Origin of the sequence: Paenibacillus sp. GCM10027628 (genome assembly GCF_042676385.1) — a bacterium.
GTDB lineage: Bacteria > Bacillota > Bacilli > Paenibacillales > NBRC-103111 > Paenibacillus_E.
The window spans coordinates 1141231-1167459 of record NZ_JBHTHA010000002.1 but is presented as its reverse complement, the minus strand read 5'-3'; the positions used below and the strand labels follow the sequence as shown (position 1 = coordinate 1167459).

General features: G+C 44.9%; 17 protein-coding genes and 1 riboswitch. Of the genes, 15 read left to right on the top strand and 2 right to left on the bottom strand.

Annotation, left to right across the window (positions count from 1 at the left end; all coding sequences use genetic code 11):
* Positions 1-84: 84 nt before the first annotated feature.
* The 11 genes from ACFQZT_RS05960 (at position 85) to gtfA (ending at position 13083) form a co-directional block, all read left to right on the top strand.
* Positions 85-1074 (top strand): LacI family DNA-binding transcriptional regulator, encoded by a 990-nt coding sequence (locus ACFQZT_RS05960; protein WP_379297515.1) that lies wholly within the window; start codon positions 85-87, stop codon positions 1072-1074.
* Positions 1075-1095: 21 nt separating this feature from the next.
* Entirely contained in the window at positions 1096-2034 is a 939-nt protein-coding gene (locus ACFQZT_RS05955; RefSeq protein WP_379297513.1) for an alpha/beta hydrolase, read from the top strand.
* A 1-nt stretch (position 2035) separates the two neighbouring features.
* Positions 2036-3754, top strand: a complete 1719-nt coding sequence (locus ACFQZT_RS05950; protein WP_379297511.1) for a sensor histidine kinase — start codon at positions 2036-2038, stop codon at positions 3752-3754.
* Positions 3755-3765: 11 nt separating this feature from the next.
* Positions 3766-5355, top strand: coding sequence for a helix-turn-helix domain-containing protein (locus ACFQZT_RS05945; RefSeq protein WP_379297509.1), 1590 nt, complete (start codon positions 3766-3768; stop codon positions 5353-5355).
* Positions 5356-5496: 141 nt separating this feature from the next.
* Positions 5497-7047, top strand: a complete 1551-nt coding sequence (locus tag ACFQZT_RS05940) for an ABC transporter substrate-binding protein (protein WP_379297507.1) — start codon at positions 5497-5499, stop codon at positions 7045-7047.
* Positions 7048-7111: 64 nt separating this feature from the next.
* Positions 7112-8041: an ABC transporter permease gene (locus ACFQZT_RS05935; RefSeq protein ID WP_379297505.1), complete on the top strand. Its 930-nt coding sequence runs from the start codon at positions 7112-7114 to the stop codon at positions 8039-8041.
* Between the two features lie 12 nt (positions 8042-8053).
* A complete protein-coding gene (locus tag ACFQZT_RS05930; protein ID WP_379297503.1) occupies positions 8054-8953 on the top strand; it encodes a carbohydrate ABC transporter permease in 900 nt (299 codons plus the stop codon).
* 30 nt (positions 8954-8983) lie between these two features.
* Positions 8984-9790, top strand: a complete 807-nt coding sequence (locus ACFQZT_RS05925; protein WP_379297501.1) for a Nif3-like dinuclear metal center hexameric protein — start codon at positions 8984-8986, stop codon at positions 9788-9790.
* A gap of 45 nt (positions 9791-9835) precedes the next feature.
* Complete coding sequence (locus ACFQZT_RS05920; protein ID WP_379297499.1) at positions 9836-10627, top strand: alpha/beta hydrolase; 792 nt, start codon at positions 9836-9838, stop codon at positions 10625-10627.
* Positions 10628-10645: 18 nt separating this feature from the next.
* Positions 10646-11602 (top strand): carbohydrate kinase family protein, encoded by a 957-nt coding sequence (locus ACFQZT_RS05915; protein ID WP_379297497.1) that lies wholly within the window; start codon positions 10646-10648, stop codon positions 11600-11602.
* An 11-nt stretch (positions 11603-11613) separates the two neighbouring features.
* A complete protein-coding gene (gene gtfA, locus ACFQZT_RS05910; protein WP_379297495.1) occupies positions 11614-13083 on the top strand; it encodes a sucrose phosphorylase in 1470 nt (489 codons plus the stop codon).
* 116 nt (positions 13084-13199) lie between these two features.
* Here the strand turns inward: gtfA and ACFQZT_RS05905 are convergent, their stop codons facing one another.
* Positions 13200-13730: a hypothetical protein gene (locus ACFQZT_RS05905; RefSeq protein WP_379297493.1), complete on the bottom strand. Its 531-nt coding sequence runs from the start codon at positions 13728-13730 to the stop codon at positions 13200-13202.
* A 91-nt stretch (positions 13731-13821) separates the two neighbouring features.
* Positions 13822-13952: riboswitch (SAM riboswitch) on the bottom strand.
* 245 nt (positions 13953-14197) lie between these two features.
* The gene (locus tag ACFQZT_RS05900) at positions 14198-15088 is read right to left on the bottom strand and encodes a helix-turn-helix domain-containing protein (protein WP_379297491.1); all 891 of its coding nucleotides are present in this window, start codon (positions 15086-15088) and stop codon (positions 14198-14200) included.
* Between the two features lie 133 nt (positions 15089-15221).
* Here ACFQZT_RS05900 and ACFQZT_RS05895 point away from each other — a divergent pair, with 133 nt between their 5' ends.
* The 4 genes from ACFQZT_RS05895 (at position 15222) to ACFQZT_RS05880 (ending at position 25697) form a co-directional block, all read left to right on the top strand.
* Positions 15222-16607, top strand: coding sequence for a hypothetical protein (locus tag ACFQZT_RS05895; RefSeq protein ID WP_379297489.1), 1386 nt, complete (start codon positions 15222-15224; stop codon positions 16605-16607).
* A gap of 162 nt (positions 16608-16769) precedes the next feature.
* Positions 16770-17693 (top strand): NHL repeat-containing protein, encoded by a 924-nt coding sequence (locus tag ACFQZT_RS05890; RefSeq protein WP_379297487.1) that lies wholly within the window; start codon positions 16770-16772, stop codon positions 17691-17693.
* Positions 17694-18424: 731 nt separating this feature from the next.
* On the top strand, positions 18425-20701 hold the full coding sequence (locus ACFQZT_RS05885; protein WP_379297485.1) for a glycoside hydrolase: 2277 nt from the start codon (positions 18425-18427) through the stop codon (positions 20699-20701).
* A 397-nt stretch (positions 20702-21098) separates the two neighbouring features.
* Complete coding sequence (locus ACFQZT_RS05880; protein ID WP_379297983.1) at positions 21099-25697, top strand: discoidin domain-containing protein; 4599 nt, start codon at positions 21099-21101, stop codon at positions 25695-25697.
* The last annotated feature ends 532 nt before the right edge of the window (positions 25698-26229 follow it).

The window sequence follows — 26229 nt, the reverse complement described above, 5'->3', positions numbered from 1 at the left end:
GGTCCCGTAATATGGAACGGAGTTCGGCTGAAAAAAAAGAAAATTAAGCGTATAATGGCTTTAAAAAAGTCAGGTGGTCAAGGCATGCCCAATATCGATGATGTAGCAGAAAAAGCAGGGGTTTCCGTGACTACGGTATCCCGTGTGCTTAATAATCGGGGATATATCAGCCAGGCGACGCGGGATAAGGTCTATCAGGTTATGAAGGAGCTAAATTATCATCCCAATGAAATGGCTCGTTCTTTATTTCGAAAAAAGTCGAATATGATCGGCCTCATTATTCCGAGTGTTTCCCATCCTTTTTTTGCTGAATTAGCTCATTATTTAGAATATTACGCAGACCAAAGCGGGTATAAAGTTCTATTGTGCAATTCGAATCGAGATGTAACGAAAGAACACAAATACATCGACATGCTGAAAAAAAATCAAGTGGACGCCATCATTATGGGCAGCATGGTTTTGGATGTCGAACATTATCGGAATCTGAACCTTCCAATCGTAGCTTTCGATCGAATCGTAGACGATACGATTCCTGTTATTACCTCTGATAATCTGATGGGCGGCAAACTTGCAGCAAGGTTACTTGTGGACAAAGGCTGCCGAAAGCTGGCATATATTCAAGGCGGAGTTGGCGGACCGCACCATCATGGTCTGCTTGCCGAAGGAAGGTTACAAGGGTTTGCTGAGGAACTGCAACATGCAAGGGTTGAATATGTTCAATTGAATTTAGAGGTACACGATCTAGATACTGGGGCAAGTGAGGATACAATTGTTAGCTTCCTTCTTGAGAATCCGGATGTAGACGGTGTTTTTGCCACCAGCGATGTGATCGGGGCGATGGTTATGCAAGCCTGTTATCAATTAAACAAAAGAATTCCGGAAGATATGAAAATCATCGGGTATGATGATGTGAAGATCGCATCATTAGTGGTTCCGCGCCTAACGTCGATTCGGCAACCTATTCAAAAGATGGGCGAGTTAACAATCGATTTGATTACAAAGCAAATTGATGGTGAGGAAGTGCCGATTATCAATTCTTTACCGGTTACTTTAATTGAACGAAATACTACGTAACAAATAATGGAGGCTTGTTGAATGGACTTTAAGAACAGAGTGTTACCGGAAATTAGGGAATCTTTGAAGTCCCTTCCGCTTTTTCGGCTTCCGGATGATTTGGCAATTATAAGGCAAACCCCTTTGCCGCCATCGTTGAAGTCTGATTTTGTTCGTGTCACCGACCGTACAATATTCGGTGCAGGTAAACAAGAGATGTTGATCAAAGTATTCGAACCATCACAGAGGGATGAAACAAAGCTGCCTGCTTTGCTTTGGATCCATGGAGGAGGATACATATTAGGACACCCTGATGGCGAACAAGGTCTCTGCGAAGGTTTCGTAAAAACCGCCAACTGTGTTGTCATCTCCCCCGATTATCGTCTTGCCCCCGAACATCCGTTTCCGGCGGGAATCGAAGATTGCTACGCTGCTTTGAACTGGTTGGCGGGCGCCGCGGATGAATTGAATATCGATTTGTCGCGGATTGCGATTGGCGGAGGTAGTGCTGGCGGTGGATTGACCGCAGCATTAACATTGATGGCTCGTGATAAAGGAGGTCCATCCATCCATTTCCAAATGCCGTTATATCCGATGATCGATGAACGGAATTTGACGCCTTCCAGCCACGAAATCACGGATCCTGCAGTTTGGAACAGGGAAAACAACTTGGCGGCTTGGAAGATGTATCTTGGCGAACATGCCGAAGGCGACATTTCTCCGTATGCAGCGCCAATGAGAGCGGAGACCCTGAAGGGCCTTCCACCGACATATACTTGTGTTGGACAGTTGGATCCGTTTCGCGATGAGACGATCGAGTATGTTGCACGGCTGGCCCAAGCCGGCGTCGATGTGGAATTTCAACTTTATCCCGGATGTTACCATGCCTTCGAACACGTTGTACCCGATGCAGAAGTCAGCCAACGTGCCCGAAACGGATATGTGGATGCTTTGGCAAGAGCTTTTCACAAGGAAGGCTGATATGTTTAAGAGGGCAAAGCCGGTTTCGTTCGTTTACAAATTTTCGCTCCAAATTACGTTGATATTGACCATACTTGTCGCGGTTCTGATCATTAGCAATGTATATTCTTTCAATGTGGTCGAAACGAATATCGTGAATAGCTCCAAATACACGATGGGGATTCACATTACGAATATCCAAAATCGATTGAACAGCGTCTCCAAAGATCTAAATGAAGTATTTGAGAATCATATCGATGACATCGTTCTATATCCGAAAAAAGATGAAAGCAGCAAATACTTCGAGGCCTTGAGCTTAAAAAATGCGTTGCTCTCGAAAGTGTCCAATAACGAAAGCATTGATGCTTTATTTATTTTGGAGCCCAGTGAACATCTCTTTTTGATGCAGTTCGGCAAAAACATACTTTCCAATGAAAATCAAACTTTATCCGATTATTTGAAGAGTGAACAATTCGCGGGGAATACGATGATCGGAAGAGAATGGTCCTCGATTCAAGTGAATGGAATAAGTTATGAAATAAAAAGCTTCAAGGTGTCGGACATAATGATTGGCGCAGCTGTTAAGGCAGACACCTTGATGAATGTTGTGAAAAAAACTTCAGATTCCCAAAACCATTATGGAATAATCGATAAAAACGGAAGGTTGCTTACTTCGACCGATCCATCCCTTATTCGATTGAGCCCGCTGCCGGATAACGCTAAAACTTCGTACAAGCTCGATGGCAAATATTTAATCATTTCAGAGGACATTCCGAAGATCGGGAAACTTTCGAATATGATAGAACGGAAGAGCGTTTTTTCGGGGTTGGATTTTATCCAATGGGTGATTATTTCTCTTGGAGTCGTTTCCTTAGTGATCGTGCCTGCTGTACTAACTTCACTTTCACGTCAAATTATTAAACCTGTTCTGGAACTAGTCAAAGCGACGAAAGAACTGGAGAAGGGAAACTGGGACTACCAGCTGCCGCTGCATAAAACGTCCATCGAGTTCGCCAAGCTCTTTCTTTCATTTACATCGATGATGAAAGAAATCAAACAGTTAAAAATCCATTCCTATGAAGAGAAGCTGGAACGAAACAAAGCTGAGCTTAAGTATCTTCAGATGCAAATAAAACCACATTTTTTCCTGAATGCCATCACAACCATCTCAAGCCTTACGTATCACAATAAAAACGAAGAAATCAGAAAACTGATCAACTATTTGTCGGAGCATCTCAGATATATGTTCAAGGGAGGCTTAGTAAACGTAACGGTAAGGGAAGAAATCGACCACGTGACCAATTACATTCACATGCAAGAGATCAAATTTCCAAATCACATTTTCCACATGATCGATATCGAACCAAACTTGGAACAACATATGCTGCCGCAATTTCTCATCCAAACCTTTATTGAGAACACCTTCAAGCATGCGTTGGTTTACGGAGATATTCTGTCGATATTTATTAAAGTGGAAACGTATTCGTATCAACAAGAGGACTTTGTCAAAATTACATTGGAAGATAACGGGGAAGGGTTTCCTGAGGAGATTATAAAAGAAGTTAATGCGGCCGGTACGAATCTCAATGATACGGGGCAAAGAATCGGCATTTCCAATATTAAAAAAACGTTGCGTTTACTGTATAAAAGGGATGGTTTATTAAAGATTTCCAACAACGAACCGTCCGGAGCCAAGGTGGAAATTTGGATTCCTTTTCAGTCATCCGTGGATCAGGCATAGGAGGGAAAAGAATGAAGTGTCTCATGATTGATGATGATATTCCTACCATAGAGGTCATGCGTGATTTTATTGATTGGAATTTAATGGGGATTGGGTCTGTGTCAACGGCGCATAATATTGCCGATGCCAAAGTTCTTATTGAAGCAGATAAACCGGATATCATCATTTGCGATATCGAAATGCCCAAGGGTTCTGGATTGGACATGATCAAATGGGTGCGGGATAACCATCATGACTGTGCATTTATTTTCTTTACTTGTCATGAAAATTTTGAATTCGCGTCGACGGCGATTTCTTACAATACGGACGCTTACTTAATCAAGCCTTTTGACAAAAGTAAGGTCGAAGCGGCTCTCGCCAAAACTGTAAATACGCTGAGGGCGAAAAAACGGCTGCAAGCATACAGCCAATTCGGTGCCAGTTGGTTAAAAAATAAATCGTTTGTCGAGCAAAGCTTTTGGAGGGATATTTTATTTGCCCAGATTTCCCCTCGTTTAGACCTGATTCATGGGGAAATTCGAAAGAGAGACTTACCTCTGGAATTGGAACATGGTTACTTTCTAGTGCTAACGAGCATCGGCAAATCGGATATTGAGGATAACTGGAATGAAAGCACCTTCATCTATGCATTCTCCAACCTGACTTCAGAAACGATGCTGGACAATCTACATCTCAGTCATGTTATCAATTATCAGCAAGACGATCGCTACTATATTGCGACGATCATCAGTGGAAGTAGTCCGCTGGAAGAGATTACAACGAGATGCCGACAGCAAATCCGTTATTGCCGGGAGTATTTTAAGTGTACTGCGACCTGTTATTTAAGCAAGAAAGTACCGATTGACGTATTGCATGCAACGAAAACTATCTTGGAGGTCATGGACAGGAATAACATTATTAATAAAGGTAATGTTCATTACCAGGAAGACCACTTTGATTATGAAACGAATAATTCCTATACGCTTGATGTGAACGGATTCGAGTCATTGTTTATCGAAGGCGAAAAAGTACAAATCGTGAACAAGCTAAAAAAAGATCTCGAATCGCTCACCAAAAGCAATAAACTTGACGCGGGCATCATGCATTCCATCAAACAGGACTTTATACAGCTTGTTTATTCGATACTGTACAAAAATAAAATACATGCACATAAATTGTTTTCCGATAATTTCTCCGGAATCTTGTTGCAGAAATCCGAACATAGTGTCATGGACATGATGAAATGGGCTGCTTTCGTAACCAATAAAACAATCGATTATTTAAGAGAAGTGAAGCAGTCCGAAAGTGTTGTGGAGAAGGTGAAAACGTTTATCCACAATCATTACCATCAGGAACTGAGTCGCGAGGATGTTGCGGCCAGCGTCTATTTGTCACCTGATTATCTTGCGAAAATGTTTAAAAACAAGACAGGACTATCGATGAAAGATTACCTGAATGAGCATCGTATCCATATTGCAAAAGAACGGCTCATTCAAGGAAACGAGAGCATCGGAACGATTGCCGTCGAGATTGGATTTGACAGCATCTCTTATTTCTCAACAGTTTTCAAAAAAATAACGGGTGAGACTCCGAATTCTTTTAGAGCCAAATATAAACAATAATGCAAAGAAGGCCGAAATGGCCTTTTTCTTTTTGCGACATCACTGATTTTTACAAAAAAAACGCTGATTTTTTAAAGATAAACAGACCGTTAAGGATTAAAATGAAATCGTATTCAGAAATTACTCAGGAGGCTTCAAACTATGATAAGGACAAGGGGTATCTTAGCATCAGTCATGTCTGTAGCACTATTCGGCACCGTCTTGACAGCCTGCTCAACCGGGACTGACAAATCGAACGAATCACCCGGTTCAAAGTCAGACGGGTCCAGCAGCAAGATGGAAAAGGTTGTCATCGCCTTGCCGTCATTCAATAAAATTCCCGATGATTTGAGCAGCATTAATGAGGCGATCAACAAAATTACAACTAAGAAGATTAATGTGCAAGTGGACTTTAAAGTGTACGGTCCAGCAGACTACGGGCAAAAAGTAAATTTGGCACTTCAAAGCGGCGAACAGTTGGATTTATTCACCAGCCCAGGCCAATTCCCGAGTTATGCCGCTAAAAAACAGCTTTATCCGCTTGAGGATCTAATCAACAAATACGGTCAGGATACAAAAGCGATTCTGGATAAAGACTTCGGTGAGGGTCTATTGAAAGCAACAACGATGAATGGTCATATTTACGGCGTTCCCGCCAACAAAGGAATGTCGGTTCCACTGAATTTTGTATATAACGCCGATTTATTGAAAGAAACGGGTTTTACGGCAGACGATATAAAGTCGGTCAGCGATTTGCCGAAAGTATTCGATGCCTTAATGAAAAATCACCCGGATGTCGTGCCTTTTGCGCCGATTAACGTCAATCCAAGCGATACGAATCTGATTAGACTGTTAAGGGGAACAAGTGACATCGATCTATTAACTGATGAGTCAGGGGTCGGGGTCGTTGTTGGCAATAGCAATAAAGTAGTCAATCTTTATGAGACGGATGTCTTCAAAAATGGCGTTAACATGATGAGAGATTGGTACAATAAAGGCTATTTGCAGAAAGATGCAGCCACAACGTCGACCAATTACTCCGATTTAGTTTCATCGGGGCGCGGGTTCTCCACATTGGGCGGTTATAGCGGAATGGAAGCCGGCAAAGCAGTAAGCGCTCAGACCGGTAAAAATATCGCGATGAAACGAATTGCTCCGTTTTATTTCGATACACAAGCCGTAGACTTCGTTGTGTGGATGATGTCGAGCACGACTAAAGTACCTGATGCTGCAATGAAAGTTTTGAACTTGACTTATACGGATAAGGATCTATTGAATACGATGCTTTATGGTGTTGAAGGTCGGAACTATGTCAAGGTAGACGATCATCACGTTAAATATCCGGATGGCAAGGATGCTGCAAGCGTACCGTATACTGCACAGCTATCCTCCGGTATTCTCGGCTCCGAGTCGCTTCAATATCAACTCGAAGGCTCGGATTGGAAGGACATCGAGCTTAAACTGAAAGAGAACAAGGAAACGAAAAGGTCGCCGTACTTCGGATTTATCTTCGATCAATCTTCCGTAAAAACGGAGTTGAGCGCAGTTAACAATGTGGTAAACCAATACATTCCAGGGTTGATCACCGGCGTGTTAGATCCTGATACGATGATTCCTAAGTTTGTAAAAGCATTGAATGATGCCGGGGCGCAAACTATCATTCAGAAAAAGCAAGAGCAGTTGGACAAATGGATTGCTGAGCAGAAAAAATAAAAAAAGTGGTGAGGAATGGAGCCGTAAACTGCTCCATTCTGTCTTCCTTAAGGGGGGCAGTGGCATGGAGAAGCCAATAAAGAAAAACAGGAAGAAAGTAAGCAATACGTTGCCGCTTTTACTGATTGCGGCTCCAGGTTTGCTATATTTGTTGATCAATAACTATATTCCGATGTTCGGGGTATTCATCGCTTTTAAAGATGTTGATTTTGCCAAAGGCATATTCGGAAGCGATTGGGTCGGATTGAAAAATTTCGAGTTTTTATTCCGGACTTCCGATGCGTGGATCATGACAAGAAATACGATACTGTACAATGTTACATTTATCATTCTTGGCACCATTGTTTCTATATTCATAGCGATTCTGATGGCGGAGCTGTTGAGTAAGTTTTATTCGAAGTATTTCCAGTCGGGTCTGGTTCTTCCGAACCTGGTATCGATGGTCGTCGTATCCTTTCTCGTATTTGCTTATTTGAATGCCGACAGCGGGTTTGTCAACCATTCGATTCTAGAGCCGCTTGGCATACCAGCTATTAATTGGTATTCGGAGCCTAAATATTGGCCATTCATCCTTGTGATCATACAGCTTTGGAAGACGGCGGGATACGGTTCTATCGTATACTTCGGATTTATTGCGGGAATCGATAAAAGCATTTATGAAGCCGCTAAAATTGACGGCGCAGGCAAACTCAGACAAATTTCGATGATCACCTTGCCTTTGCTGACGCCAACCATTATCATACTGGGCTTAATGTCTGTAGGAAGAATCTTTAATTCCGATTTCGGACTCTTTTATCAAGTGCCTTTAAATGCGGGGGCTTTATACAGCACAACACAAACCATCGATACTTATGTGTATCGTGCTCTCATGCAGGTTAACGATATTGGCATGTCGGCTGCTGCCGGTCTGTATCAGTCACTGGTAGGCTTTGTTCTAGTCATAGTAGCCAATGGTATTGTAAGGAAAGTTAATTCCGACAATGCACTGTTTTAGGAGGAATCCATCATGTCAAGTTTACAATCAAGAGGAGAACGGGCATTTACGATATTTTCTGCAGCAGCCATGACCCTGGTGACCCTATTTGCTTTCTTGCCTTTTATATTGATGCTGCTGGCATCGTTTACCGATGAAAAGACGCTAATTAGAGACGGATATAGCTATTTTCCAAATAAAATGAGCTTCAATGCCTACGTATACTTGTTCAGCAATGTGTCAACCTTTGTGCGGGCATACGGAGTGTCGATTATTGTGACTGTTGTCGGAACCGTCATCAGCCTCGCCATCACGGCCATGCTTGCCTATCCCATGTCGCGGAGAGATTTCAAGTACCATAATGTCCTTGCATTTCTCGTATTTTTCACCATGTTGTTTAACGGAGGTATAGTCCCTTCCTACATGATGTGGACCAAAGTGTTCTCGATTAAGGATACGTTGGCCGCATTGATCGTACCGAACCTACTCATGAATGGATTCAATGTTTTGCTGGTAAGGAATTTCTATAAGCATAACGTGCCTTCCGCGCTTATCGAATCGGCTCAAATTGACGGAGCCAGCGAAATAAGAACGTTCTACAGCATTATGCTGCCGCTTTCGGTTCCGGTTATGGCAACAGTCGGTTTGTTTACGGGACTTGCCTACTGGAACGATTGGATTAATGCCCTATACTTTGTCACGAAACCTCAATATTATGGCATTCAGAATTTGTTGATCCGTCTGATGAGTAATATTCAATTTTTAAAATCGAGTCAGGCGAGCAGCTTGTTGGGAGCCGGTGCAGCCGATCTTCCAACCACGGCGGTACGGATGGTAATGGGTATTATCGGAATCGTGCCGATATTGATCGTACTGCCTTTTCTTCAGAAATATCTCACGAAAGGCGTCGTTGTCGGTGCGGTAAAAGGTTAATCGCTTTACGAATTGAAGGAGGGCTATAGCATGAATGTTCAGCAGGTCATAGATGCAATTATTACGGATTCTTGCGGCACTTTCAGACTGGAAAAAACCGGCGATGTACTCGTATTTGGAAATCCGGATACAGAGGTAACCGGTATTGTAACGACGTTTATGGCAACGGTCGATGTGATTCGTCAGGCTGTCACTTGCGGGACCAATATGATTATCACACACGAGCCTACCTTCTATACTGGAATAGACGAATTGGAATGGTTGCAGGACGACCCTGTGTATCAGGCAAAGCGAAAATTGTTAGAGGAACACCAGATTGCTGTATGGCGGTACCATGATTACATGCACATGGCCAAGACAGACCGAATTTACGATGGACTGATTAAAGAGATCGGCTGGGAAGACAATTTGTTGGAAAAGCATCCGCCGCACACGTACCGAATCGATGAGGTCACTTTGACAGAACTGGTCGGCTTCTTTAAAGACAAATTGGAGATGAATGTCCTGCAGATCGTAGGCGATCCCGAGATGAAGTGTTCCAGAGTCGGAATTTTGGTAGGCGGAGGTAGTTTGGGTCTTGGCAGAGAGCAGATGCCCATGGAGCTGATGCGAAATAAAAGCTTGGATGTCATCGTCTGCGGTGAAATCGTGGAATGGACGCTTTGCGCTTATGTCAACGACGCCCGCATGCTCGGACTGAATAAAGCCATGATCGTCGTAGGTCATGAGCGGAGCGAGGAATGGGGAATGAAGTTTATGGCCGAATGGCTGAAGCCGTTGGTCCATGGACTCCCGGTTACTTTTGTCGATGCAAAGGAGCCGTTTCTTTACTTGTAAGACGAGGGCATAGTCCTGAAATGAGAGAAAAGGAGAATGAATACAATGGCGACACTGCAGGTTCATTTTTACTCGAAGGCTTTACGGAGAGAAGTCACGTTCAATGCGCTTGTTCCGTTGGATGATTTTGATTTTCCGGGAATGCCGAAAGCGGAGAAGAAGCCGCTCAAAGCGCTCTATTTGTTGAATGGCTATACAGGCAGCTATTCAGATTGGATCAGCTTCTCGAGAATTCGAGAATTATCCGACAAGCACCGTATTGCGGTTTTTATGCCGGCAGGGGAGAACCACTTTTATGTGGATGATGTTGATAAAGGGTCATTATACGGAGAATACGTCGGAAATGAACTGGTGGAGTTTACACGGAAAATGTTCCCTCTGTCCGAGCGGAGAGAAGACACCTTCATCGGCGGTCTATCCATGGGAGGGTACGGAGCTATTCGGAACGGTTTCAAATATGCCGAGCATTTTAGCCGGATCATCGCGTTGTCTTCGGCCATTATTACCTATAAGATTGCTAACGCAAGCAGCGATTATCAAGACGGCATAGCGGATTATAAATATTTTACAAGAGTATTTGGCGACTTGGATCAGCTTCAAGGAAGCGATAAAGATCCGGAGGCGCTGGTCTTGGGTTTAAAAGGGAAACAGTCGGCGATTCCATCGATCTATATGGCTTGCGGTACCGAAGATTTTTTGTTGGATGTCAATCGTAGATTTCACGATTTCTTAGTTTCGGAACAGCTTGAGAATACGTATGTGGAAAGCAAGGGAGGGCATACCTGGGATTTTTGGAATGAATACATTGAAAAAGCTTTATTGTGGGCGCTGCAATAAAAGTCGGGAGATGGAAACGTGTTTGAATTCGAGGCTAGTATACCGTTAAGTGATAAGAAGTATGATATTTTGACTGTCGGCGAGCTTCTGATCGATATGATGACAACGGAATATGACGATAGCGATCAATGTGATACGTACCGAAAGTTGTTTGGAGGGTCTCCTTCCAATATTGCTTTGAATGTAAAGAATTTAGGGATCACCCCTCTTGTAGCTTCTGCAGTCGGAGATGACGGGTTTGGCAGATTTCTCGTCGATCAACTGCAGCAAGCGGATATTGCAACGGATCTGATTCAGCGTGTGGATGATTCAACGAGCATGGTCGTCGTAACCAAGAGTATATCTACGCCGATTCCGATATTTTATAGGGGAGCAGATTATCAATTAGCTTATACATCCGGGTTGGTAGATGCCGTAATCGACTCCAAAATCGTCCACTTCTCCTGTTGGCCGATATCGAGGATCCCGTCCCGCTCTACAATCGAAAACGTGATGGATGCGGTAAGAAAGCACGATATTTTGATCGGTTTCGACCCAAACTATCATCCGATGATATGGCAAAAGGGCGAGAATGGAATCGACTATGTAAAATCGATGATCGGTAAAGTTGATATTATCAAGCCTTCAGAGGACGATGCGGAGAGATTGTTTGGGAGAGCGACACCTGAGCGTTATCTCGAACATTTCTTAGAGCTGGGCGCTAAGCTGGTTATTTTGACATTAGGGAAGGAAGGCGCCATCGTTTCTAATGGAAAAGAGACGATTGCATTCGAATCTTTGGCTACTCAGATCGTAGATACCACGGGAGCCGGCGATGCATTTTGGTCGGGATTTTATGCGGCGATCGTCAAAGGCTATCCGTTGAAACAGGCTCTTTCCCTGGGATTTGCCGTCAGTGCCTATAAATTGAAGTATACCGGAGCCATCGTGGATTTACCGCATCTTGAGGTTATCAAAGAAAAATACGGATTATAGGGGATTATTTTATGCCAGTAAAAAATCAAGTGCAGCTGATCACATATCCCGATTCCTTGGGCGGTGATTTGAAGACGTTGAAACAGGTGCTCTTTCAACACTTTTCCGATGTGTTTAAGGGAGGCGTTCATATTTTGCCTCCTTTCCCGTCTTCCGGAGACAGAGGATTTGCCCCGCTTACCTATCTGGAAATTGAGCCGAGCTTCGGCACATGGCACGATATTAGATCTATTGGCGAACGGTTTGATATATTGGTCGATGTGATGGTCAATCATATTTCGAGGCAGTCCGAATATTTCCGGGATTTTCTTAGAAAAGGGCGCCAATCGGCGTACGCCGATTTCTTTTTGACTTTGGATAAAATATGGGCGGATGGGAAGCCGGTTCAAGAAGATATGGACAACATGTTTCTTCGCAGACCCGTCCCCTATTCTACTTTTATCATTGAAGAAACCGGTGAGGAAGAGAAGGTATGGACGACGTTCGGCAAGCAGGATCCATCCGAACAGATTGATCTGGATGTCCGGTCGTATGCTGTAAAGCAGTTGTTAATCGAAATTTTTAACAATTTCAAGCAGCAGAATGTCAAGATCGTTCGCTTGGATGCAGTCGGGTACATCGTCAAGAAGCTGGGAACAAGCTGCTTTTTTGTCGAGCCAGACATCTACGAATTCCTCGATTGGATGATGGCAGTTGCGAAATCCCTGGACATCGAATTGCTGCCTGAGGTTCACGCTCATTACAGCATTCAGTACAAGCTTGCCGAACATGGCTGCTGGATTTATGATTTTATACTGCCATATACGGTGCTTGAAACTTTGATCAATAAATCTAGCGAGCGTCTCTATGATTATTTGAAGACTCGACCCGAGAAGCAGTTTACGATGCTGGATTGTCATGATGGTATACCTGTTAAGCCTGACATGGACGATTTGATCGATACGAAAGAAGCCAGAAAATTGGTAGATCTGTGCGTAGAAAGAGGCTCGAACCTCAGTCTTATCGTATCGGATAAACATAAGGCTGCAGACGGCTTTGACGTTCATCAAATTCGATGCTCCTATTATTCTGTGCTGGATTGTAATGACGACGCCTATTTAGCGGCAAGAGCGATTCAATTCTTCGTCCCGGGAATCCCGCAAGTGTACTATGTCGGCCTTCTGGCAGGCGAGAATGATCTGGAGAATGTGAAGAAGACCGGGGAAGGGCGGGAGATCAACCGGCATAATTTCAGTCTTGAGGAAATCGAACAATCGCTGGAGAAGGAAGTTGTCCAAAGATTGATTAAGCTTATTCGATTCAGAAATGAATATGATGCTTTTAACGGCGAATTTGCCGTGATTCCTTCAGGGAAAGATGAAGTTCGGCTGGAATGGCGCAAAGACCAAAACGAGTGTCGCCTAATTATTGATTTGCAAACCTACAAGACATTAATTGAATATATCGGACAGAACGGCGAATTAGCTCGACTTGCTGTATAGTTCAAATGTGAAGAAACGCGGCATAATGTTCTTTTGCCGGGAAATCGTAATATATGGCAGAAGCCCCATCCACATGATTCGTGGATGGGGCTTCTGCCTGAAGTATATTTTTTCCATTAAAATGAAACGTACGCCTGCGTATGTTCGAATAAATATGATTGATCCCAATAGCATCTTTGATCCTTATTGTCTTTTAATGTCGGTTCAATATCTCCAAGTAGATCCATGAATGCCGACTCAATTAATTCTAATCTTACGGGTCCCCATGCCTCTTGCTTTAGTTGAGCGTAGTTCATACTTTCCATCAAGGTCAGACCTTTCATTCGCTGAAAAGTAGCAACCCACATAGTCAAATCGCAATTTAGGCTTTTACAAGGGACCGCAAACTCCCTTATGCCAACTGCTCCTGTACTTGTGGAGATAGCAATTAGCCCGCAGATATCAGTTTTGTCGCCAAGTTGCAGCTTTTCTGTAAAATCACTGTCAAATCGAAAACATTCTATTCGGGTAATCCTGCACTGCTGTAAAGTTTTAAGACCACTCGCCGAACTTTTTAAACTTAGCAATGCAATACGAAGTGGATGAATTTCCCGGTGATACTTAAGAGTTTCATCCTTCGTCAAATTGTCAGGAATCGTAATCGGCATCTTGTCCCTCCTTTAAAAAATGGTTCATGAAAGCAAAAAAGACCTTTTCTGGAATCAGAGAAAGGTCATAGAATAAAAAGTCATATCCTCACTCTTATCTCCCAGATTCGCTTTATAACAGCGTTTCCGCAAGAATTAGCACCGTGCATTCCTTTGATTAACAAAGGTTTGTCGGTTGCCGGGTTTCATCGGGCCAGTCCCTCCACCTACTCTTGATAAGAAAATTCAACGTATTTAATTATGTCTATAATACTATAAAGCACTCTGTTGTCAAGGCATTTCATCTGGTTAAGTTCCTGTGGTTGATTCTTTATGGTAGCATGTCAAGAAATTTATACACATGGTAATCATAGAGTTTCTATTCAGCAGGAGCTCTTAATGAGGATCGGTCGACATCATTTTCAAGCGTGTTCTCTATTGCAAAGAGAACGCGCTTTTTTTACAAGGTGTGTTTTTATGGGATCTTTTTATTTAGCGTAATTTTTCCTGAAATGCCCCGGCGTTTCCCCCGTTATTTTCTTAAATGCGTTTGAGAAATGAGGGGCGTCGGTAAAGCCGCAAAATTGTGAGATATCTTCCATGGTATAATCCCCTAGTTTGAGTAGTTCTTGGGCATGCTGTATGCGCAAATGTAAAAAATATTGATGGGGAGAAACGCCGAATTTTTCTTTGAATAGCGTAGAAAACCTTGAAGGAGAGAGGCGTGCTCTCTTAGCCATATCATCAAGCGATAACGATTCCGAAAGATGGTTAAAAAAGTAGGAAGTGATCCAGTTCAAAGATTGCGGCTTGTACGATTTATCTTGTTGCTTTTGATCACTAAATTCTTTCAATAAACCTATGATCAATTCCTCCAACAAATGATTGGCTTCCATTTGGCTGATCACATCCCCATTTTGCCAAAGTCCAACCATTTTTAACAAAGACTCTTTGTAAACGGAGCGATGAGTAAGCTTGAATTTGGCAGGGATCGAAATGTTCATAAAGTCGTTCAGTCGAGGCTGTAAAAGATGTTGGAATTCACTTAGATCAATCTGTCCTGGCTTGGTTGGAAAGCTTTGTTCACGTGCCGGATTATAGAAAAGATCAAAATGTGCAAATGGCGTAATTGTTCCTGTGATTCCCTTTAATGAACACAGTTCACCAGGTTGAATAAGACAAAATTCCCCTTCCTGAAATTCATATAAACTATCGTCTATCTCGATTTGACAGCTTCCTTCCTGAATGTAGATGAGTAAATAATCCAGAAGTTTCCGAGTGGGTGCTGTCCATCCTGGCTGTCTTACCGCATAGTCGGATTCTCGTATATAGGGGACGAAGGGATGCTCTTTAATGGCTTCAAGAAAAGATTGATTCAAGGGAACATCTCCTTTTCGCACTCAGGAATATAGTAAGATTTTACAAGAAAACAATAGGGTTTCACAATGCTTTTTTAAGATGGGTATTATATATTTAAGACAATTCTTAAAGAAATGAAAGGGAGGATATCGGATGGTAAGAGTAAATAACAACAATTTAGGGTTGATCCCGCTTGCAGGCGTTTGCAGTTATGAAGACGCTTGCAAAGTTGGGTATGACATCGATCATAACGTGAATTTACTGAGAAGATATTTGTTTTCAGAATCTCAGTTGAATCAAATTTTTGCCGCACATATCGCTGATGTACCCGAGTGGGAAGTAAAAGGCGCTTTTGGCCTTCATTTGTGGCTGGACGCCGAACATAGTGCTGCATTAAGGAAAAGGGTAACGGAGATGAGGGAACCGCCTTTGCACTTGGATAAAGTGCCTGATCCACAGATAGAAGCGTTTTTTAATGAGGTTATACGCGCAGAGTCAACCTTGGAGCTTCTGGTAGGCATTTATAGGGTGGCAAAGCCGGAATTGATCCGTTCGCTGAAGAAACATTTATCGGAAACGAACCCATTGGTCGATCATCCGACTTGCCGAGTACTGAAGTTGATTTTAGTGGAAGAGGAAGAAATGATTTCATGGGGAGAGGCTGCTGTGCAAGCGCTTATCCGTTCGGATGAAGATCAGCATGCCGCTATGAAGTGGCAAAAGCATCTGGAATCTTTTCTGTTCGCCGCAGGCGGTATTTCAGGAGACTTGGTTAAGCCTGAAGATTGGCAATTTGCGGTGCCTCGTGCAAACGGTCAACCTTTTGAAATGAAAGTAGAGCCTCGGCGCGACGCAAGATTCTTGGATACCTATAATTCATCAGCTAAAATTGACAAGATCTATTCAGATGAAAGCTACCCTGCGGACGAAAGAACGTATGCGCTCCTCTATAAACGTTTACGTGAGATGGACGTACCTGAGTGGATGGGTCCTATCATTTATAAAACGAATGACAAGCCGTGGGAGTACTATCAGGACTTGAGCCGACAGCTATGGGACGAAGTTCGTCATGCGATGATGGGCGAGGTTGGTCTGTACCAGGATGGCGTTGAGTTCTACAAATATCCGGTGGAGTATTTAACCAGCATGTCGCTCAACACCAAGTTTTCACCGCTCGATGCGCACCTTGTGCTGTGGTACATCGAACAAAGCTTGATGCCCAAAGATAAAGGTAAACATTTTGAATGGGAAGTTGCTAAATTATCGGATAATGCGCTGGCCAAAACGTTTCAAGATTATGATTGGGCCGACGAGGTCTTGCATGCGCAAATCGGCAGAAAATGGCTGGTCCCTCAATTCAATAATATGGAAGAACTTAAACAACAAGCGGAGAGCATTATGAAACAAAATATGGCGGAGAAGATTAGGCTGAGTGCGCAATCGGATCAAAAAGAATGGTGGCATGAATTCCTCACTGAAATTCGTGCAGGAAAAGAAAGGACTCGCGGGGGGTGTCTGCATAAAGAATCTGACGGATAAAGATATGATTTTCACACATCTAGTTGTAGATGTCCCTAAAGTGCAAATAATTGTCTTCTTATTTCAAAGACACTGAGTCCCTATAAGTTTATCATTTAAGAAAAGATTCTGATGATTCGAAGTTTGAGAATGATCTCTACTACTCATTTGGAGGGAAAGAAAATGGCGGTAACGGTTGGCAGCGGCACTCATGTATATGAAGTTGCGGAAGGTTGGGTGAAGCTTCCTGAAAGCATTCAGTTCGGCTACACACACGGAATCGTGACTGATTCCGAGGATAACATCTACGTATTCCATACCAACGCTCCAGCGGTGGTGAAGCTCGATAGGGATGGTAACTATCTCTCCTCCTGGGGGGAAGAGTTCGCGGGCGGGGCTCACGGGTTCCTCTTGCACGCTGAAGGCGGGACGGAATATCTGTACCTTACGGACGTCAACCGAGGATTGATGGTGAAAACAACGCTGGAAGGCGAGTCGTTATTGACACTCGGAACGCCGGATCTACCTGGTGTATACGACGTGGATCACAAGTTCGCTCCGACGGACGTTGCTGTTGCACCGAACGGCGACATTTACGTGACGGACGGTTATGGCCAGAACTGGATTCACCAATATAACGCGCAAGGCGAACGTATTCGCTCCTGGGGCGGGACGGGTTCGGAAGCCGGCAAGCTAAGCTGCCCGCACGGCATCTCCATCGACCAACGGCACGACGAGCCGGAAGTATACGTGGCCGACCGGAGCAACAATCGGATCCAAGTGTTCACGCTAGAGGGCGAGCATAAGCGCTTTGTCGACGAGAACATGGATATGCCGTGCAGTTTCTACTATTACAACGATGAGGTATACTTCCCGGATCTACATAGCCGGATTTCGATATTCGACCGCAACGACAAGCTGATCACGCACCTTGGCGAAGATCAGCAGGCGTACAAGCAGCAAGGCTGGCCGAACTTGCCGCTGGATTACTTTCGCGACAACCGATTCAGCTCCCCGCACGGTGTCTGCGTAGATTCCCACGGTAACGTGCTCATCGCCGAATGGACCCAATACGGTCGCGTCACCAAATTGATCCGCAAACGATAGGAACTTCCAAGAAAGAATTTGCGGATGTAAGGCATTGGATCACAGCTGCAGACAAACTGGTCATACAACATCATAGAAGATATTCTGATTATTTCAAGAACCTGACCATCGGTCAGGTTCTTCGTACGACATCTTATTGATTTTTCAGTTATGTTTTTTCAACCTGCTGGTCTGTAATATAAGTTCCGTTGTTAAATGGGACATGCTATAAATGTAGAGAAAACCACCAAATAAGGAAAATTTTACAAAAGGTGTGATGCTGACTTGCTTTAATTAAATGCGGTTCGTCCATTCAACATCTTCTCCAAGCTCGTTGATGATTCCGATTTACGGCATCAGTCTCTATATGAATTAAATCGCAGAGGAGAACGTTCATAGCGAGCTGTCGCAGTCGGTTGTTTCCAACGTCCACTTTTACATCAGCTCCTTCGAAGCGGAAATGCAGCGGCTCATGGGCTGGATGTCACAATTCCGGCGAATACGAGGGCTGTTATGCTAATTAGGAAGGCGGATTCACCCAATTCGAGGTTGGCTCGGGAACTTATTCGTTTGATATTCGCCGTTAGCAATTTGGAAACACACCGTGACCTTAAAAATATTTTGAATCTGTCGTAAATCTCATAGCTTGTATCACGCCTAGTCCGGCATATGATAGGGTGTTGAGAGGAGCGAAACGCAGTGCGGATGCAGGTGCTAGCGCGGCCTCCTCTGAAATCAAAGGAGGTGTATTATTGAAACGGGCATTTTTGCTGCTAGCCATTTTGTTGTTAACGCTTGCCTCATCGGTCACTTTTTCCGCGTCTAAAGCTTGGTCAGCAACTACGGTAACCGTGAATCCGACGATTCAATACCAAACATTGGAGGGCTGGGGAACCTCGTTGGCCTGGTTTGCCAATGTTATAGGAGGGGCGCCGGAAGCGGTCCGCAACAACTATGCCGACCTTTTGTTCGACGGCACCACGGGGCTCGGTTTGAATGTCGCTCGCTACAATATAGGAGGCGGGGAGAACCCCCAGTATTTGCCGCCGAATACCACCTACCTACAGTACAGGGCAAGAGTACCTGGTTACGAGCCTTCGGCAGGCACGTTCGATTGGACGGCCGACGCCAACCAGCGTTGGTTTTTGCAAGCGGCCATGTCGAGAGGAGCCAACCAGTTGGAGGCCTTCTCTAACTCACCGCCGTATTGGATGACGAACAGCGGCAGCGTAACGGGTTCTGCAACCGGAAGCGGCGATAATTTGAATCCTGCCTATTACGACGCTTTTGCCGATTATTTGTCGGCCGTTGCGCAGCATTTCCTTGCGTCTTGGGGAGTCACGTTCCGGACCGTCGAACCTGTAAACGAACCGGTCGCGGATTGGTGGAAGTTTACCGTGAATACGCAGGAAGGATCCCATTTTGACCGAAGCTCCCAGAATACGATCATTAAGAAGCTGGGGGCATCGCTGGCAACGAAAGGAGTACCCGCTGCCGTTGCTGCATCCGATGAATTCAACATCGACGATACGTACGCTTCTTTTCTTTCCTATGACAGTACGGCGCTCTCCTATTTGTCCAAAGTAAACACGCATTCCTACGCCGGAACCAACCGGACAGGGGTTCAAACGGCGGCGGACGGAAGAGGTAAAGCGGTATGGATGAGCGAATACGGGGACGATGATGCTACCGGTCTCACGATGTCGCAGCAAATCGTTGACGATATGAAAAATTTGCAGCCGACCGCATGGGTCTACTGGCAGGCCGTTGACCATAACTCCGCGCCGGGATGGGGGATGATTACGACCGATCTGAACAATCCGACGAATTATGCGTATACCGTGAATGAAAAATATTACGTCATGAAAAATTACAGCAAGTTTCTCCGTCCCGGCTACAAGTTCATCTATTTGAACGACAGCCATACGCTTGCAGCCTACGACAAAAGATCGAACACATTAGTCATTGTGACGACCAACGCGACCGGTTCCGATTTGACAACCACGTATGATTTATCGAAATTTTCAAGCATAACCGGAACCGTGACTCCATACCGCACATCAGCGTCGGAAAAATTGGCACAGCTCCCGCCGATCAGCGTCGTCAACCAAAGCTTTACCGGCATAGCAAAAGCGAATTCGGTTACGACCTACGTGGTGGGCGGAGCGAACTACAACCCGGCGGTTAGCGCTACGATCAACGACAATATGACGGGACCCGGGCTCAATCAGGTCAATTACACCGGTACCTGGAGTTACTTTAACACGCAAGCTGGCGCATATATGAACGACAACCATTGGAGCGGGAATGCGGGCGATACGTATACGGTAGCCTTCAACGGTTCTCAGGCGCTGATCTATGCCGCCAAAGATTCGAATGAAGGAATTGCGGCCGTTTCCATCGACAATGGTCCGGAAACCGAAGTCGATCTGTATGCGGCAAGCCGTTCCGACAACCAGTTCGTTTATTCAACCCCTACTTTGCCGAGCAGCGCGCATACGCTTAAGGTCAGAGTCACCGGCAGGAAAAATCCCGCATCTTCATTCACTTATGTACCGGCGGACAGAATCGATATTGTTGCGGGATCGAATACATTCGACCCGAATGCGCGTTATCGCATCATCAGCAGGAACAGCGGCCAAGTCGCCAACGTCAACGGGTCTTCGACAACGCCTGGGGCGCAAATTATCCAGTGGTACGATAATGGCGGCAACAATACGCTTTGGACGCTTTCAAGCGCCAGCGGTGGGTATTACAAACTTATCAACGTCAATAGCGGTCTTGTGTTGGATGTGAACGGCGCATCACTGGCGAATGGGGCGAACGTGATCCAATGGAACGATAACGGCGGTGCCAACCAGCAGTGGAGCATCGTCCCCGTCTCCGGCAATTACTTTAAAATCGTGAACCGCAACAGCGGACTCGACCTGGACGTTAGCGGCGCGTCGATCACCGGAGGAGCGAACGTGATCCAATGGAGTGATAACGGCGGATCCAATCAGATGTGGTCTATCATGAAGGTGCAGTAGATGTTGATATAAACCTTTTTATCGGTAAGCCTTCTTGAAAAATCGTTTCGCCGCACCAACATCACGATAAGTTGAATTCGCTTGACTATCTCTGATGCTCATGTGCTAGAAGACATTAAGTCCTTGATATCTAAGGACTTTTTTTGTTTTGGAAGCGTAGCCTTGCCTAAATGGCAAACTTATGGGTAAAGTGACACAAGTATGCAACTGTCTGGAGAAAATAATATGGAGTGCACAGGGGGCATATCCCCTAAGAATATCGGTATAACAAATTGTAAAGAAAGTGAAAGGGAATGTAAAAAACTCTAAATTGAAAGCACGTTCACCCGGTATCATAATTAACTTAGAAATAGATTCATCACAGCTAATAGAAAAAGGGAGGAAGAAGAAGTTGTTTATGAAGAAATGGTTCGTTCTATTTGTAATGCTATGCATGATTGTAACTATGCGCATTCCGTCACCTGCCAGCGCAGCAGGCACGACATATTATGTGGATTCCGTGAATGGTGATGATGCAAATTCCGGCACCGATACATCGTCTGCGTGGAGATCACTCGCCAAAATCAATGCGACGGTTTTTAATCCGGGTGACACCATTTTGTTTAAAACCGGAGGAATTTGGAATGGTCAGCTATCTCCAAAGGGATCCGGAGTTAACGGCAGTCCAATTGTGATCGATATGTACGGTACAGGCAGCAAGCCTGTTATTAACGGTGGCGGGTTGAACAACACCGGAACGGTCTATCTGGTCAATCAGGAATATTGGGAGATTAACCATCTGGAAGTTACGAATGATGACAACATGAGCGCCAATGATACGGCAGACGTCAGAATGGGCATCTATTATAAGATCGATGCCAATGTATCCGGAAACAACCATGTATTTAGCCACATCTATATTCGAAATTGTTATATCCATGATGTAGACGGGAACGAGAACGGGTCTGCCGCCAGTGCAGGGATCTCCGGAGAAATTGTCGGACCAAACACAGCTTCATCTGCTAGATTCGATGACATCCGGATTGAAAATAACACTTTGACAAAAGTGGACCGGACGGCAATCCAGCCGAATAAGTTGAACATTTTCACTTGTCCCGGTACGGATACTTGCTTCCGGGACGGAGTCCGTAACAATAATCAATGGGGCACGGGTTTCCATGTAGCTTATAATACAATGAGCGATATAGGCGGAGACGGGATTCTCATGCGGGAGACGAAGGATGCGATTGTCGAGCATAACGTGCTATCCAGCTTTGGAACTAGAGCGTTAACGACCACGGCTATTGCCGGGATATGGTTATGGAATGCCAACCATACGATATTCCAGTTCAATGAAGTATACGGGGGGCCTGCTGCCAACCAAGACGGCTGCGCATTCGACTTTGATTATTACGGCATCGATAATGTATACCAGTACAACTATAGTCATGATAATCCGATGGGCGCTGTTTTGCTTATGGGAGCGAATGAAAATGATATATTCCGTTACAACATCAGCCAAAACGATGGCTTGGCTTTCCGCCATTTTGCTTATGATGAGAAGACGTCGGCGTATTTCTACAACAATATCTTTTATTATGATGGCGCTAATCATAAAATTAACGGAGATGATACAACACAATTAGGGTATCATTTTTATAACAATATTTTTTATAACAAGAGCACGACAACACCGACGAAATGGGGAAATGGCAACTGGGATCAGCTGACGTTCAGCCATAACATTTTTTACGAAGCCAGCGGACAACATACACAGCAGGAGCCTTTCGATCCTTATGGAATGACGAATGATCCGAAGTTTGTGAATCCCGGTTCGGGGAGCATTGGTCTTGATACGTTGAACGGATATAAGCTGCAAGCGGACTCTCCAGCAATCGACGCCGGTATCGAAAGTCCGCAAGCTCAAGGAATCAAGGACTTTTATGGAAAGTTGATCAATGCCTCGAAACCCGATATTGGCGTTCAGGAATTGACGGGAACTCCTTCCGCAGCGGTGCGCTTTTATGTACCGCAGCAGCAGATGAGCGCCGTTGCGACAAGCAGCACGACAGGCCATAGCCCTGCTAGTGTGATAGACGGACAGGATCAAACTTATTGGCAATCGGAAGACGGATCGAATCCATCCTTGACGATAGCCTTGGGACGAACATACAAGATCGATCGTGTCTTCTACGTTCCTTCAGCAGAGGATACAGCCGGAGTCATTACCAACTACCAGGTGTATACAAGTACCGATGGCGTAGCCTTTACAAAAGTTGCTACGGGCAAGTGGGCAAACAATACTTATATGAAAAGAGCGATGTTCCCATCCGTTACGGCATCCTATATAAAAATTATAGCATTGCATTCATCGGGACATACTTCCGCTGCTGAAGTACAGGTTGGAATCGGTACAGGAACAGATGGAGCGGGGCTTTATACAGGAATACCGCAATCATCTATGACGGCTACAGCTTCAAGTATTTATAGCAGCTCGTATGCTGCTGCCAAGGCGATTGATGGAAGCACTTCGACTTATTGGTATCCATCCAGTCTTCCAACAGCTGCGAACCCACAGTATATCATCCTGACTTTGAATCAAAAGTATACGATTTCAAAATTCGACTATAAACCTTATTCAGGGGCATACGCGGTTACAGCGTATAAATTGTATGTCAGTACTGACGGGGTCAATTTCACGGCAATCCCGACCGGTACCGGCAACCCGGGCACATGGGCAGCGGATTCAAGTATGAAAGTAGCTACCTTTGATCCGGTAGAAGCGACAGCTTTTAAGTTCGAGATGACTGCAACAGGAGGCAATAGGCCTGCGGTTTTAGAACTAAATCTATATTCCCCGGATAATTTGGTGCCTGTTCCGGCTCAACCGACCCATCTGACAGCTTCGCCGGCTGATTCACAAGTGAACCTGATGTGGTCGTCCGTAACGGATGCGACATACTACAATGTGAAGCGCAGTCCGGGCAGTGGCGGACCGTATATGACGATTGCCACTAACGTAACTGGGGCAACTTATGCGGATACGGGCTTGACTAACGGAACAGCCTATTACTATGTAGTAACTGCAGCGAACAGCGGAGGCGAGAGTTCAAACTCTAAAGAAGTAAACGCATCGCCGGTACAAGCACCAACTGCACCAACCAGTTTGACAGCATTAGCGGGCAACGCTCAAGTTAGCTTGGCATGGAACACCGTCACCGGCGCGACGTACTATAACGTGAAGCGCAGTACGAGCAGCGGCGGGCCGTATATGACGATAGCCGCCAACGTAACAGGAGCAACTTATGCGGATACGGGCTTAGTTAACGGATCAACCTATTACTATGTAGTAACTGCGGCAAACACCGGAGGTGAGAGTGCAATCTCTAATGCAGCAAGTGCGTCTCCGGCAGAGCCACTATCTCCGGTGCAAGCACCAACTGCACCAACCAGTTTGACAGCATTAGCGGGCAACGCTCAAGTTAGCTTGGCATGGAGCACCGTCACCGGCGCGACGTACTATAATGTGAAACGCAGTACGAGCAGCGGTGGCTCGTATAGAACGATTGCCACCAACGTAACAGGAGCAACTTATTCGGATACGGGCTTAGTTAATGGTATTACTTACTACTATGTTGTGACAGCTGCGAATGCAGGTGGAGAGAGCGTGAATTCGACGGTAGTTGGTGCAACTCCGATATCCAGCAGCAACAACCAAAAAAACAGTAGCAGCGATACTTCTACAACTACAACAGCCGGCCCGTCGGTAGTGCCGACCAAAGACGGTGTGCAAATTAATATCCAGCCGGTGAGTGATAAAACCGCTGACGGGACATCGGTCGCAAAAGTAACCATCGATGGGGCTACACTAGCTCAAGTGATGGAGTTGCTCAAAGCTTCGACAGGAACGGCAGATCAGCGTATTATCATCGAAGTCAAAGGCAGTGAAGCTGTTGGGAAGGTCGAGCTTCCGGCCGCATCCATGGCGGAACTATTATCCAAAGTACCGGCAGCGGTGTTGTCCTTTAAATATAATGGGGCAACCTATGACCTTCCGTTGAAGGTAGTGGACATATCTGGCCTTGCGACTGCGTTAGGGTCCGCAACGAAGGATTTAATAATCAGCACTAGCATAGAGAAAGTCAGTAGTACAACTTCCGTTGATATCGAAACGAAAGCCAAGCAAGCAGGTCTGAAACCTATTACCTCGGCTATAGACTTTAGCGTAACAGCGGAAGCTAATGGGAAACAGGTATCTCTGAATGATTTCGGAAAAACCTATGTGACCAGAACGATGGAAATAACAAAAGAGGTAGATGCGAAGAAAACAACCGTGGTTCTATATAACCCTGCAACAGGTACTTTGAGCTTCGTGCCTGCGACCTTCTCGGCGTCGGATGGAATTACGAAAGCAAGCATAAAACGTCCGGGTAACAGTATTTATACAGTTGTAGAGTCTGACAAAACCTTCGAGGATTTGAAAGGCCAATGGTCTCAAGCTGACGTTGAATTGTTGTCATCTAAGCTTGTTATTAATGGAATGACAGAGAGCAGCTTCGCTCCGCAAAAAGAAATTACACGATCACAATTCGCAGCACTTCTCGTACGTGCCCTGGGGCTGTCGGAAACGAACGCAGCGCAATTTACAGATGTGAAAACGAATGATTGGTTTGCAGGAGCCATCGGTGCTGCAAGCAAAGCCGGGTTAGTGGATGGCTTTGAGAACGGCACATTCCAGCCGGATGCGAACATTACTCGTGAGCAAATGGCTGTGATGATCACGCGCGCAATGAACTTTGCAGGCAAGAAAGCAGCAGCGGATGTGAAGGGCTTAGCCGGATTCACAGATGCCGTGTCCATCAGTGAATGGGCTAAGGATGCCGTATCGCAATCTGTGAATGCGGGAATCATCAATGGCGTGACCGATCATACCTTCGTACCGAGCGCGAAAGCAAGCCGTGCCGAAGCTGCGGTTATGCTAAAGCGTTTGCTGCAGTATGAACAATTCATAAACTAATGTTGTAAAAAACGGAGTCCGGCGTTTGAACGCAAATGTGGCTCCGTTTTTTGATTGTCGTAGGCTCCAAACCTACAATTACTTTGTTTAGTTTGTATGACTTGAGCATCGGCCAAACTGGCAATAATCTATAAAAACAAACAAGGGAGTCAGTTTCATAATTAACTTACGATTTCCCCACAAAGCGTAATTTTGAAAAAGATAGTTATCAATACTCCTGCTAATTTCACATTTCGGAATGACGATTTATCCACGGATTTGTCGAGTGGCAAGTCTTTTTTTGTGGAGGTGAGAAAGCCACAATAAAAAACACTCCTTTTGGCTAGCTCTGCCGCAGATTCGAATGCACATCATGCAACCATCGGCCATTTTCAAGAAATGAGGGGGTAACCTTCGGGTCACCCGCTTGACAAAGAACAAAAGTCGTTATTTGTGAACTAGTTTGACGCTAAATTTCGGAGAAATGGCCATTTCAGGGCTCGAAAGAACAAAAGTCCATAAACAACGAACAATCTTCGCTAATTATGGACTT